The organism is Corynebacterium neomassiliense, assembly GCF_900626215.1.
GTDB lineage: Bacteria > Actinomycetota > Actinomycetes > Mycobacteriales > Mycobacteriaceae > Corynebacterium > Corynebacterium neomassiliense.
This window is the reverse complement of sequence record NZ_LR131106.1, coordinates 1,518,159-1,530,181: the sequence shown is the minus strand read 5'-3', so window position 1 is coordinate 1,530,181 and position 12,023 is coordinate 1,518,159. Positions and strand designations below refer to the sequence as shown.

Genomic DNA, 12,023 nt, shown 5'->3' with positions numbered 1-12,023 from the left:
GGATGTCGGGCCGGAGACCGGCCCGGATATCGCACAGGCGTCCGCCCTGGCGGCGAAGTGAACGGCATGAACCTGAGAGTGAACAGATGCGTGCTCTACTGTAACAGGCGGGGCGCCACTCCTGCGCTGCAGGTCACAGGTGGTGGACGGTGAAGCATCGAGAGTGTGCCGGTGAACTGACCCACGCTGAGCCCTGCACAGGTGGGGGAAGTGGTCCTACCATGGCCACCATGACTTCTGAACCACTGACACTGCCCTCCCTGGGATTCGGCACGTACAAGCTCCGCGGGGAAGAAGGACGTTCTTCGGTGACCACCGCCCTGGAACTCGGCTACCGGCTCATCGACGCCGCCTACAACTACGAGAACGAGGGGACCGTCGGTGCCGGGATCCGTGACGCCGTCACCGCAGGTACCGTCTCCCGCGACGAGGTGATCTACACCACCAAGCTTCCCGGCCGGTACCAGCGCCGGGAGGACGCCCTCGACACGGTCGCCGAAAGTGTGTGGCGTGCCGGCATCGGTCCGGTGGACCTCTACCTCATCCACTGGCCCAATCCCGGACAGGGACTCTACGTCGAGGCGTGGAAGGCGCTCATTGAAGCCCGTGACCGTGGACTCGTCAGACACATCGGCGTCTGCAACTTCCTGCCGGAGCACCTCAGCCGGCTCGAGGATGAGACCGGGGTTCTGCCCGAGGTCAACCAGATTGAACTGCACCCCTCCTTCCCCCAGAACGAACCGCTGGCCGGCGCCCCGGAAGGAGCCCTGGCCTGGAACACCGGACACGGCATCATCACAGAGTCCTGGAGCCCGCTGGGCCGCGGGACCTCTCTGGACTCGGAACCGGTGCGCGCCGCCGCAGCAGCCCATGACGCCACCCCCGGGCAGGTCATCCTGGCCTGGCACCGGGCCCTCGGGGCCGTGGCCATCCCCAAGGCGTCCTCCCGGGCACGTCAGCAGGAGAACCTCGAATCCCTGCAGCTGGAGCTCACTGACGCGGAGATCGCGGCGATCACCGCACTGGGACGCCCCGACGGTCGGCTGAACGACCAGGACCCGGCGGTCTACGAAGAGTTCTGACCCCGGTCTCCCGCCCCTGCCCCGGGCGGGTTCCACCCCCGGGAAGGGGCACACCGGAGGAGCGGTCGCAGACCACAGGTGAAACATCCAAGCTGAGGCTATGCTCATTCCATGACGTTTCCTCAGCGCCGGGCACGTGCCGCCCGCCATCCCCGTGTTCTGAACTCCCTCCGGTGTACCCGTCGTGCCGGCGCCGTCCTGACAGCGTCCGTCCTGACAGTGTCCGCCCTTCTCGTCCCCGGTCTCGTCGCACCCGGCGCCGGAGCCACGGCCTCTGCGGCTACCCTCCCCACCGTCCCGGACTCCCTCTTCCCACCCGTGGCAGAGAACCCCTCGGTGAGTGTCACCTTCGAGGACGGCACGCCGGTAACGGAGACCTCGGTGGCCCACCGAGGTGACGTCCTCCTCGTCCACGGCACCGGCTTTTCGCCGGAAGCCAACCGGGGAGGTTTCATCATGCCGGTGGCACCCGGGGTGCCCAACGGTGTCTACGTGCTCTACTCCGGTTTCGGCGATCAGTGGCGCCCCTCCGAAGGTGCCCCGGGGGAGGCCCGCACCCACCCCCACGACGAGCTGGCCTGGGTTCTCCCGGACTCCTCCCTGCAGGCCCTGCCCACCGCACCGCTGGACATGAGGACGCCGATCGCCCGCGAATCCCAGCGCATGAACGAGGACGGCACCTTCACCGCGCGAATCGTCGTCGATCCCCCGGAGCAGACCCCCGGGGACAACTTCGGGGTGTACGTCTACCCGGCTGCAGGCTCGGTCAACGCCGCCGAGGAACTGTTCGTCCCCCTCCCGTTCTCGCCGGAGCCCGGACCGAACACGCCCGCAGCACCGACGGCCGACCTCGTGCTGGACGCCGGGATGGTCGAGGAGGTGGCGACGACTGCCGGCGGCAAACTTGTCCCGCGAGACGGTGCACAGGTCCACGACGACGGCAGGGTCTCCTACTCCCGGGTGGAGGATGACGGTGCCGACGGAAACGTGGTCCGGTACCGGGGCACAGTCCATGCGACCGCCAGGTTCTCGCTGGCGGATGTGGTGGTCAGAGATCCGTGGATCGAGACCCGGGAGGACGGGACCCGGCTTCTCACCGCAGAAGTGTCTGACTCCTACAACTCCTCCGACGACGCCGTGACCCGTCGCGTGCTGGGCGTCCTCGTCGACAACAACGGTACGACAGACCTCTTCCTCGGCCCGGTGAACCTGGGGCAGGTGGGCACCGCGGGCTGACCGCAGGGCACCGCAGGCTGACCGCCGGGCACCGCTCTGCGGGCGTCCGTCCGCCGGCTGCGCGGTGACGCAGAAAACCCTCCGACCCGGTGAACAGGTCGGAGGGTTTCTCTGTGGCTGTCGGGGTAGCGGGATTTGAACCCACGACCTCTTCGTCCCGAACGAAGCGCGCTGCCAAGCTGCGCCATACCCCGGTCTGGAACGGCACCGTCGCCCGTGACAGGCGGCTGTGTCGCAACGAGGACAAACTATAGACTGCCCGGACCTGCTGAGCAAAGCTGCAGGTCATTCCCGGTACCGTCGGCGTGCCGTCAGGCGGGTACCGAAGGCCTCTCCACCACGTGGAGAAGAGTCGCCGAGGGGCGGCAGAACACCCGGAAGGGCACGTACTTCGACGTCCCGAGCCCACTGGAGACGTGCAGCCACATCCTTTCGGTCCACCGGGACAGGCCCGAGACCCGGGAACGGTCGATACCGCAGTTGGTGACGACAGCATGCCCTCCGGGCAGGCAGAGCTGCCCGCCGTGGGTGTGGCCGCTCATGGTCAGCTGGTACCCGTCTGCGGCGAACTGGTCGAGGACACGGGGCTCCGGGGAGTGGGACAGGCCCAGCGCCAGGTCCGCACCGGGGTTGGGCCCCCCGCCCAGCGCCGGGTAGTCGTCTCGGTCGAGATGCGGGTCGTCGACACCGCCGACGGCCAGCCTCAGCCCGTCCACCGTGAAATCGATGCGGCGGTGGGTGGCGTCCTCCCAGCCGTGCTCGAGGAAGGCCGCCCGCATGTCCTGCCACGGCAGGGCCGTGTCACCCGGAGGGTTCTTCCTGCCCAGGAGATAGTTCACCGGATTGACCGGGTGGGGGGCGTAGTAGTCGTTGCTGCCGAACACGAACACCCCCGGGCGCCGGAGCAGGGGGTCGAGCGCCTGCAGGACCCCGGGAACCGCCTCGCGCTCTCCGAGGTTGTCGCCGGTGTTGACCACCAGGTCCGGCTCCAGGACCCCGAGCGCCGACACCCACCGCTGCTTCATCTTCTGGTGGGCGAGCATGTGCAGGTCCGAGACATGCAGGATGGTGAACTCCCGGCGTCCGGCGGGGCGGCCGTCGCCGTGGAACCTGCTCAACCTGTCGAAGGTCCCGGACTCGAGGACCGGGGCGGTCACCTCCCTGAGTGCGAAGTCCCGGGTCCCGAGGAAACCCCCTGCCGCGGTGGTCAGGCCCGCTGCGGCGAGGACTCCACCGGCGGTGAGCGCGGTACGCAGTGCTGAATTGGTCACCGGACCAGTGTAACCGGGGCGCCGGAAAAGACCCTCCACCTGCCGGTATCCACAGGTAGGTCCGTTACTGCGGCGGTGCCGGTGTCAGAGCCGGGAATCCCGTCCGTGGAGGAACGACCTGTCCACCTCCGGCAGAGCCCCGCCGCCGTAGAGGCCGGCGGTGGCCGTCAGTGTGGTGAAGAACGCACGCGCCGGTTCACCGCCACCGAAGAGGTCACCGGACGCGCACTGCCGCAACGGGGAACTGCACAACTGCTGCACGGAACCGCCGTCGTTGAAGGCGTATGTGGCCCCGGCAAGTCCCGGAATGAATCCGAGGAAGGCCGCCGACTGATTCGACTCCGTCGTCCCGGTCTTCGCAGAGACCGGTCCGGACCACCCGGCGCTGCGGGCCGCGGCCGCCGCGGTCCCGTCACCGGCGTCCCCGCCCAGTCCGACGGCCAGCGCGTCGGCGGCCTTCCGGTCGAGGACCTGTTCGCATCCTCCCACCTCAGGTGTGACGTCCTTTCCGGAGCGGTCGGTGACCTTGAGCACGGGGGTCGGCGGGCACCACCGGCCGTGGTCTGCCAGGCTCGCGGAGACGTTGGCGAGTTCCAAGGGGTCGACCGCCAGAGGTCCGAGCACGAACGACCCCATCCCGGTCGCGGTGACGGCGTCGACGACGGAGGTGTCGGCGTCGAAGCTGCCCGGTTCGGCGTAGGACCTCAGACCCAGCTTCACCGCCAGGTCGACCATGGATCCCACACCGACCTTCTGCGCGAGTTCGATGAAGGGGGTGTTGGGGCTGGTGGCCAGCGCCTCCCGGAGGGTCATCGTGGAACGGTAGGGACCGGAGTTCTCCACGCAGTACTTTCCGGGGGGACAGCCTTCGGCCCCTCCTTCACCCATTCCGCTGACCTCGACCCGTGCGGGGACCCTGACCGTGTCATCCAGACCGATGACGCCCTCCGACAGCGCCTGCGCGGCGGCGAAGATCTTGAACACGGACCCTGCCCCGTTCCCCACTGTCGAGTGGGTGAGCGGGAGGACCGTCTGTCCGGCGTCCTCGTCAAGCCCGTAACGGCGTGAGGACGCCATGGCGACCACCTCGTGACCGTCGTCGGTGGGGGCGATGAAGTCGGAGGCCACCGAGACCCCCTCGGCGTCCGGGGCAGCCTGCTGTCTGACCGCGGCAACTGCAGCGTCCTGGACGGCGGGGTCGAGGGTGGTCTTCACCGTGTAGCCGCCTTCGGAGAGCACGGCCTCGTCGATACCGTGACTGCCGAGGTAGTCCAGCACGTAGTCGCAGAAGAACCCGGCGTCGTCCGCGCTGATGCATCCGGAGGGTTCGGTCGAGGGGGTCTCGGAGACTCCGAGTGGTGCGGAGGCCGCCGCATCCCTGTCGGAGGGGGAGAGGACCCCGGTGGAGACCATGGAGTCGAGGACGATGTTCCTGCGCTCCAGGGCGGCGTCCGGATGGTCGTAGGGGTCGAGTGCGGTGGTGGACTGCACCATGCCGGCGAGCAGGGCCGCCCGCGGGACATCGAGTTCGGCGGCGGAAGTCCCGAAGTAGGTGCGGGCCGCCGCCTCGATGCCGTAGGCACCGCGCCCGAACGAGATGAGGTTGAGGTAACGGGTGAGGATCTCGTCCTTTGAATAGTTCCTGTCGAGGTCCACCGCGAGCTTCATCTCGCGGAGTTTCCGGGTCACCGAGGTCTCCGTCGCGGCGTCCCGGTCGGTGTCGTCTTCGGCGTCGATGAGCAGGAGGTAGTTCTTCACGTACTGCTGGTCGATCGTGGACGCTCCCTGTTCGACTCCTCCTCCTGCCACGTTCGCGGCGAGTGCCCGCAGGGTCCCCCGGACGTCGACCCCGTCGTGGTCGAGGAACCTGCGGTCCTCCACGGCGACGACGGCGTCCTTGACGTGCTGTGAGATCTGGTCGGAACCGACCTGGTAGCGGCGTTGATTGTAGAACCTGGCCAGCACGTTCCCCTCACGGTCGGTGACGGTGGACACCAGCGGCAGTGACCTGTTGGCGTCGATGTCCTCCAGGTCGGAACTGAGGGTCTCGTCCGCTGCCACGGTCGCCACCCCGGCGCCGCCGATGAGTGGTACGGCGGCGAGGGTGAGGACGACCGCGGTGAGCAGGACTGCGGCCAGCAGCCCCGGCAGGCCGGGGAAGGGGGACCCGGGTGCCGCTTTTCCAGTCTTGTGGGGTCCGGTCATGTAGGACACAGTATCCGGACGAGGCCCTCGGGTGGCGGGTCCGGTGCCCGAGGGAAAAGGTGGGCCGGGGACGGGGTTCATCATCCGACAACGGGGGTAGTCCCGGGGGTAGACGTTTCGGGGATCATGGACGGAACTCTGACGGCTCCGGTGTCGGGTGCGGTAAGGAGCTGTCGGTCCGGGCTTCCACGTCCGGGGACGGAGGGGGCGTAATGCGGATGACCTGCGGTAACGAGGCGAAAAGGAGCGGGGGGGTTGACGATTCGGGCAAAGTATGTGGTGGCAGTCACAATATCGGCGCCGGCACATTGATGTCCCGAAGCGTGACGTGTCCCACAATGGAGGGGGATGTGAGCTATTAGACACTTCTAAATCTGTGTGAATAGACTTACATCTAGTTTCCGGCAGCGAGCCGCCGACGGCCCAGAAAGCCGCCAGACGGGGTGCCGGACAGCCTTAACCGACTCTCACAGGGAGGTCTCTCCGATGACTGCTCCGCTCCGCACAGCCTCCGACGGTGTGACCCGCACCGCCGACCAGACCGGCTCCGACACCCGCAGGGCAGACAGTGGTGTACTCCGACGGACAGCGCAGCAGGTGACCACCCGGGAGTCCTTCTCCAACCGCGGCGAATGGGTCACGCAGGCACACTGCCGGAACGTGGACCCCGAAGAACTCTTCGTCCGGGGAGCAGCCCAACGCAAGGCTGTCGCCATCTGCCGCCACTGTCCCGTCGTCCTGCAGTGCCGGGCCGACGCCCTCGACAACAACGTGGAATTCGGTGTCTGGGGCGGCATGACCGAGCGTCAGCGCCGGGCCCTGCTGCGCAGGCACCCCGAGATCACCAGCTGGGCAGACTTCTTCGCCGGGCAGCTCAACCCCGCTGACGAGGACAGCCGCAGTGCCTGATCTGCCACGCCCGGTTTCCCGCGCCCGATATCCCGGCGCCTGACTTTCCGCGCCTGATTACGGGGACCCCGGTTCCGAGGTCCTGCCCGGGCGAGACGGTCCGCCCGGCTCCTCCCGACGGTGCAGTATTCTTGCCCCATGACTTCCTGGGAATACGCCACCGTTCCGCTTCTCACCCACGCCACCAAGCAGATCCTCGACACCTGGGGAGATGACGGCTGGGAACTCGTCACCGTCCTCCCCGGGCCGACCGGTGAGCAGCACATCGCCTACCTCAAGAAGGAGAAGTAGGGATGACCGCCACCGCACGCCTGTCCGAACTGGACATCACCCTGCCCGCGGTTGCCGCACCTGTCGCCGCCTACGTGCCGGCCCTGCGCAGCGGCGACCTTGTCCTCACCTCCGGCCAGCTCCCCTTCGTCGACGGGGAACTCCCCGCCACCGGTTCCGTCGGTCAGGACGCCGCGGTCTCCCCCGACCGGGCCCGCGACTACGCCCGTACCGCCACCCTCAACGCCCTGGCAGCCGTGGACGCCCTCGTCGGCCTCGACTCGGTCGTCCAGGTGGTCAAGGTCGTCGGATTCGTCGCCTCTGCTCCCGGATTCGGTGGGCAGCCCGGCGTCGTCAACGGGGCCTCCGAACTTCTCGGGGAGATCTTCGGTGACGCCGGCGCCCATGCGCGCAGCGCGGTGGGGGTCGCAGAACTGCCGCTCGGCAGTCCGGTGGAGATCGAGCTCATCGTCCGCGTCGCCGACTGAGGTCGGTGGCAGCCCCCCTTCCACACGCTCCCGCGCCACTGCGCGGCCGTCCGGGCACCGGCGCGGGACCTGCGCCGCTGCTCCACCCACCACCCCCGGCCCGGGGGCGGTGGGGTGGTTGATGACAGTAGGATCGGATTCATGGAGCATCCCGCTTACAGCCAGTTGCGTCCCGTCACCCACTCGGTCGGAGTGGTGCTGTGTGACAATCCCAGCTACACCGCTCTCGAAGGCACCAATTCATGGATTATCCGGGCTCCGGGAGACCGGGCGGCCGTCGTCGTCGATCCGGGTCCGCAGGATGAGGGGCATCTCAATGTGCTCCAGTCCAGGGCCGAGGCGGGGGGAGCGAAAGTCGCGCTCATCCTCCTGACCCACCATCACGGCGACCACGCTGACGGTGCCGCCAGGTTCCGTCAGCTCACCGGGGCGCCGGTACGGGCCCTGGATCCGCGCTACTGCGCCGGCGGGGAGGTGCTCACAGACGGTGAGCTGATCCGCGTCGACGGTCTCACCCCCACCATCGAGGTCGTCGCGACCCCCGGGCACACCGGTGACTCGGTCTGCTTCTTCGTGCACGGTGCAGGTGGCGCCGCGGGAACAGACGACGATGTCGAAGGAATCATCAGCGGTGACACCCTCGCCGGGCGGCACACCACGATGATCTCCGAGACCAGCGGTGATCTGGGGGACTACCTCGACTCCCTCCGGAAACTCGAGAAGCGCAGTCACGGCGTCCGTCTGCTGCCCGGTCACGGCCCCGACCGTGCCGATGCCGCGGAGGTCGTGGAGAAGTACATCGACCGTCGTGAACAGAGGATCGCCCAGGTCACCGCCGCAGTGAAGGAACTGGGGGAGGACGCCACGGTCGGACAGATCGTCGACGCGATATACACCGATGTCGACCCGGTACTGCGGTCGGCGGCGAAGCAGTCCACCCGGGTGACACTGCGCTACCTCGGTCTGCCCACGAACTGACGGTCACCGGCAGAAGCCGGCCGGCAGAAACCGGTTGGCCCTGAACCGGCCGGCCGGAGTTCTGCAGGCTCAGCGGTCGACGGGGTCGACGACGAACCGGAGCGGGGGAAACACGGTTCCCTGATCTGCGCCCCGACCGCGTGATACGCGTCCCCCCGTCCCGTGGGCCCCGGGGACCCCGGTGGATTCTGCGGTGACCAGATTCACAGCCAACGGGATCTGGTGTGACGCACTCTCCAGGATGTGCATGTAGTACCCGCCGGTGTTCGGCAGGGCCACGACATCGCCCACCTCCACCCCGTCCGGGAATGTCACCCGGCGTCGGAGGATGACCTCGTCCTCGATGCAGTACGCGCCGACGAGAAAGCCGCTGCGGGCCCCGGTCCGGCCCGTACCCGGCCCGCAGCGTACGAGAACAGGGTCAGCCAGGAAATCGTCGGAGGTTGTCCGGCACTGGGTCCGGTTCATCTCCAGCCCGATCAACGGCACCCCGTCACTGCGCTCCTTGAGGAATGCGACCCTGGCCAGGGTCATCCCGACTCCGTCGAGGACGGACCTCCCCGGTTCCAGGTGCAGCCGCAGTCCCCTTCCGGTCAGGGCGTCCGCGGCCGTCGCCGTGACATCCCCGACCGCCACAGGTCCGGTGAGCAGGTCACGGAGCCATCCGCCCCGGACCGGGCCCTGATGGAAAGGATAGATGGTGCGCAGCGGATCATCCTTCCACGTGAAGCCCTCGTCCGCAGGCATCCCGCTGTCCCGGACGGCGACGCGCGCCCGCTCCCTGAGGAAGGCCTCCCACTGCTCCGCGTCGTCCAGGTAGCTCATCGGCACCCCGCCTCCGAGGTCGACGAACTCCGGACGGTGACCGAGTTCTCCGGCGGCGTCCACGACCGTGAGTGCCTGTCCCAGGGCAGTCCTCCTGTCCGCGGCAGAGTAGCCGTGCAGGTGCACGTGAATTCCGCAGACCGTGAGGGAGTCCCCGCCACAGCCGGAACCGGTGTCCTCCATCCAGCGGATCCACTCGTGCGGGGACGCCCCGAAGCGGGTCGCCGGCAGCGTCGACGGGTCGGGGGCGATCCGGGGAGCCACCCGGGCGGTCACACCGGCCGAGATCGCCGCCCGCCGAACCCGCTCCGCCTCCGCGGGAGTGTCCGCCGAGACGGTGACACCGGCCCTGACCGCCGCGTCGATGAGCTCCAACGGCTTCACGGCAGCGCTGAGGATCACACGTTCCCCGGGCACCCCCCGTGCCAGCACCTGTCTCAGTTCCCTGTCACCGGCGACGTCGATGCCGTGTCCGGCGGCAGCGGCGGTGTCCACCGCGGTGAGGATCTTGTTGGCTTTACGCGCCAGGAACACCCGGACGTCCACCCCGCAGTCCCGGCCGGCCCCGACAAGCTCCCCGGCATTTCTCAGGACCGGGGCAGTGTGGTGGACATTGACCGGGGAACCGTGGTCGTCCAGGAGCGAGCTGACCGTGTCCGGGTCCTCGAGGAGTTCAACCATCCAGGGCTCCAGCCTTCCCGTCAACGGTACGGTGGCGTGGGCACGGGTGTCCTTGACCGTGGTTCGCCCGTGGTCCCGGATGACCCGCTGAGCCCACCGCGGGATGACGTCGTGGAGCCGACGCGACAGTGTGTCCGCACCGGGACGTCGGGGCTCGACGTCCCTGCCCACCACGGTGAGGTGGGTGTATCCGGGGACACTGCCGTCCGGGGGCAGGACCGTGGAGCCGGATTCACCGGGTGCCCTGCGGCCACCGGTGGTGCAGGCAGGCGAGGTCCGCCGAGCAGGGCCGTCGACAGGGCCGTCGACAGGGCCGTCGACAGGGCCGTCTACAAGGCAGTCGACAAGGGAGCCCCGGGTGACCCCGGGGGGCGCGAGCACGGCGTCCACCACGTGGTCTGCATCCCTGCCCGCATCTCTGTCTGCGCCCCTGCCTGTAGTCTTGTCTGTGCCCTCCGGTGCCACAATTCCGGTGAGACACCCGCAGTCGACGATGCCCTCGTCGATGAGGGCGAGCAGTCTCGATGCGTTGCCGGGGGTGGGGCCGAAGGCCACACGCTCCAGGGTTGCTGCCAGAGTGCGGAATCCGGTGAGTTCAGGGCGGGTGGTGTCTGCGACCCGGTCCACGACGGCCGGGTAGAGCTGTCGGAACGCCTGTCCGACCGCCCATGCGGGCCCGGGGGGAAGATCACCGACCGCGATATCGCGCGACCTGCGCAGTTCCTCCACCGCCTGCCGGGACTGCGTCCGAGACCCCCCGGACGGTCCATCGTCCCCGTCTGTCCCGTCGAGGACCGCGGTGACCTCATCGTGCGACCCCGTACCCCGGACCCGGTCCAGCAGGACCACGGCATAGTCCGCGACCACCTCCCGGAGCTCCGCCAGATCCCCGCAGATCCGTGCCCGTGCCCGGCCGGCGGTCAGGGCGTCCTCCGCGGAAACAGACGCCAAGGGCAGCCGGGGGTCAGGTTTCACCTCCATGAACTGTCCCCTCCTGCCCATGGGAACAATGGCGGCCGGCTCCCGTCCGGAACGCACGTAGACCAGGTCGTGACGGCCACCGGAACCGGCCCGGACACCCGGCCCGACGTCAGCGGCGGGGACGAAGGAGCCGCCCCGGCCCACCGTGAGTTCCAGGGCGGCGTCGATGAACGTCAGAGCCGTACCCCGCACCACCGTGCGCGACCCCGGGGCGACCGCGGAGAGCTCCCCGGGAGGATAGACGCCGCAGGTACGGGCATCCCGGGGAAGCATTCCGGGCCACCGGGCCGCATGACCCGTGGCAAGCAGAACCTCGTCGTACAGGTGCACACCGTCACCACATGTCAGCGACCACCCGTCGGAGCCGTCACCCCCGTCAGCAGGCTCCACCGAGGTGACCCTGTCCCGGACATGGCGGACCGTACAGCCCCGGGGAAGTCCGGAGAGAAGAACCCGCCAGGACCAGGCGAAGAACTCGCCCACGAGGGATCGCGGCGGAAACGGGTCAAGAGGCAGGGCCTCCCCACGGGACCGACGCCACCCGTCGAAGGAACCGGCGGCCGTGCGGACGATCGAGGAGGACACGTTCATCGTCCAGTGGTCCGGCTGCCCCGGACCGTAGGCTGAGCCGGCCCCGGCAGGGGAGGGGTCCCACACCTCGACCGAGACCGGCACCCGGTGGGCGGCGGCCTGTGCCGTCAACTCTTCCACCGCCCACAACCCCCGCGGTCCTGCACCGACCACGGCCACCCTGACAGTTCCGGGGGCGGTCACAGGACAGCCCCCGGAGAATCCCCGGAGACGCCGGACGTCGAACCGTCCAGATCCGGGAGGTCACCCGGTTCGGCGATGTGGGTTCTGACCCAGTCATCGTCGTAGAGGGTCTCGAGGTAGGCGTTGCCGAAATCGTGGAAGACGAGGACGGCGTCCTCGCCCGGTCGTATCGCCGACCGCAGGGCCATGAACGCGGCAACAACCGCTCCTCCGGAGGCGCCGGGGAGAAAACCCTCACGCCGGGCGGTCAGCCGGGCACCGGCCACAGCTCTCGGCGCACTGANGTGTGGTGACCTCATGCGCCTGGCCCTCAATTCTTGCAG

At 68.7% G+C, this 12,023-nt stretch carries 9 protein-coding genes and 1 tRNA gene; 6 read left to right on the top strand and 4 right to left on the bottom strand.

The window, feature by feature from the left end:
- Window positions 1-230: 230 nt before the first annotated feature.
- Together E0E18_RS06760 and E0E18_RS06755 are read left to right on the top strand one after the other, a co-directional pair.
- Window positions 231-1,082: an aldo/keto reductase gene (locus E0E18_RS06760; protein ID WP_066589828.1), complete on the top strand. Its 852-nt coding sequence runs from the start codon at window positions 231-233 to the stop codon at window positions 1,080-1,082.
- Window positions 1,083-1,193: 111 nt separating this feature from the next.
- On the top strand, window positions 1,194-2,318 hold the full coding sequence (locus E0E18_RS06755; protein WP_237559668.1) for an HtaA protein: 1,125 nt from the start codon (window positions 1,194-1,196) through the stop codon (window positions 2,316-2,318).
- Window positions 2,319-2,438: 120 nt separating this feature from the next.
- Here E0E18_RS06755 and E0E18_RS06750 read toward each other — a convergent pair.
- From E0E18_RS06750 to E0E18_RS06740, 3 genes are all read right to left on the bottom strand, one after another.
- Window positions 2,439-2,512, bottom strand: a tRNA-Pro gene (locus E0E18_RS06750).
- A 117-nt stretch (window positions 2,513-2,629) separates the two neighbouring features.
- Window positions 2,630-3,589 carry a metallophosphoesterase gene (locus tag E0E18_RS06745; RefSeq protein WP_237559667.1) on the bottom strand — a complete coding sequence of 320 codons (960 nt, stop codon included), beginning with the start codon at window positions 3,587-3,589 and terminating at the stop codon, window positions 2,630-2,632.
- An 84-nt stretch (window positions 3,590-3,673) separates the two neighbouring features.
- On the bottom strand, window positions 3,674-5,794 hold the full coding sequence (locus E0E18_RS06740; protein ID WP_130839859.1) for a transglycosylase domain-containing protein: 2,121 nt from the start codon (window positions 5,792-5,794) through the stop codon (window positions 3,674-3,676).
- Between the two features lie 486 nt (window positions 5,795-6,280).
- On the opposite strand from E0E18_RS06740, the gene E0E18_RS06735 reads away from it, so the two are divergent.
- The 4 genes from E0E18_RS06735 to E0E18_RS06725 all read left to right on the top strand — a co-directional run bounded on the left by E0E18_RS06735 (window position 6,281) and on the right by E0E18_RS06725 (window position 8,439).
- Window positions 6,281-6,703, top strand: coding sequence for a WhiB family transcriptional regulator (locus tag E0E18_RS06735; RefSeq protein ID WP_066588070.1), 423 nt, complete (start codon window positions 6,281-6,283; stop codon window positions 6,701-6,703).
- 138 nt (window positions 6,704-6,841) lie between these two features.
- Window positions 6,842-6,994, top strand: a complete 153-nt coding sequence (locus E0E18_RS13985; protein ID WP_174217089.1) for a Sp36 family protein — start codon at window positions 6,842-6,844, stop codon at window positions 6,992-6,994.
- 2 nt (window positions 6,995-6,996) lie between these two features.
- Complete coding sequence (locus E0E18_RS06730) at window positions 6,997-7,461, top strand: RidA family protein (protein ID WP_130839857.1); 465 nt, start codon at window positions 6,997-6,999, stop codon at window positions 7,459-7,461.
- Between the two features lie 141 nt (window positions 7,462-7,602).
- Window positions 7,603-8,439, top strand: a complete 837-nt coding sequence (locus E0E18_RS06725; protein ID WP_066589822.1) for an MBL fold metallo-hydrolase — start codon at window positions 7,603-7,605, stop codon at window positions 8,437-8,439.
- A gap of 69 nt (window positions 8,440-8,508) precedes the next feature.
- On the opposite strand, the gene E0E18_RS06720 is transcribed toward E0E18_RS06725, so the two are convergent.
- Entirely contained in the window at window positions 8,509-11,700 is a 3,192-nt protein-coding gene (locus E0E18_RS06720; protein WP_130839855.1) for an FAD/NAD(P)-binding protein, read from the bottom strand.
- Between the last annotated feature and the right edge of the window lie 323 nt (window positions 11,701-12,023).

What these genes read in the sequence shown, in the direction of transcription:
- E0E18_RS13985 (WP_174217089.1), top strand. Translation starts at nt 6,842, where the DNA reads ATGACTTCCTGGGAATACGCCACCGTTCCGCTTCTCACCCACGCCACC.
- E0E18_RS06735 (WP_066588070.1), top strand. Translation starts at nt 6,281, where the DNA reads ATGACTGCTCCGCTCCGCACAGCCTCCGACGGTGTGACCCGCACCGCC.
- E0E18_RS06730 (WP_130839857.1), top strand. Translation starts at nt 6,997, where the DNA reads ATGACCGCCACCGCACGCCTGTCCGAACTGGACATCACCCTGCCCGCG.
- E0E18_RS06760 (WP_066589828.1), top strand. Translation starts at nt 231, where the DNA reads ATGACTTCTGAACCACTGACACTGCCCTCCCTGGGATTCGGCACGTAC.
- E0E18_RS06740 (WP_130839859.1), bottom strand. Translation starts at nt 5,794, where the DNA reads ATGACCGGACCCCACAAGACTGGAAAAGCGGCACCCGGGTCCCCCTTC.
- E0E18_RS06725 (WP_066589822.1), top strand. Translation starts at nt 7,603, where the DNA reads ATGGAGCATCCCGCTTACAGCCAGTTGCGTCCCGTCACCCACTCGGTC.
- E0E18_RS06755 (WP_237559668.1), top strand. Translation starts at nt 1,194, where the DNA reads ATGACGTTTCCTCAGCGCCGGGCACGTGCCGCCCGCCATCCCCGTGTT.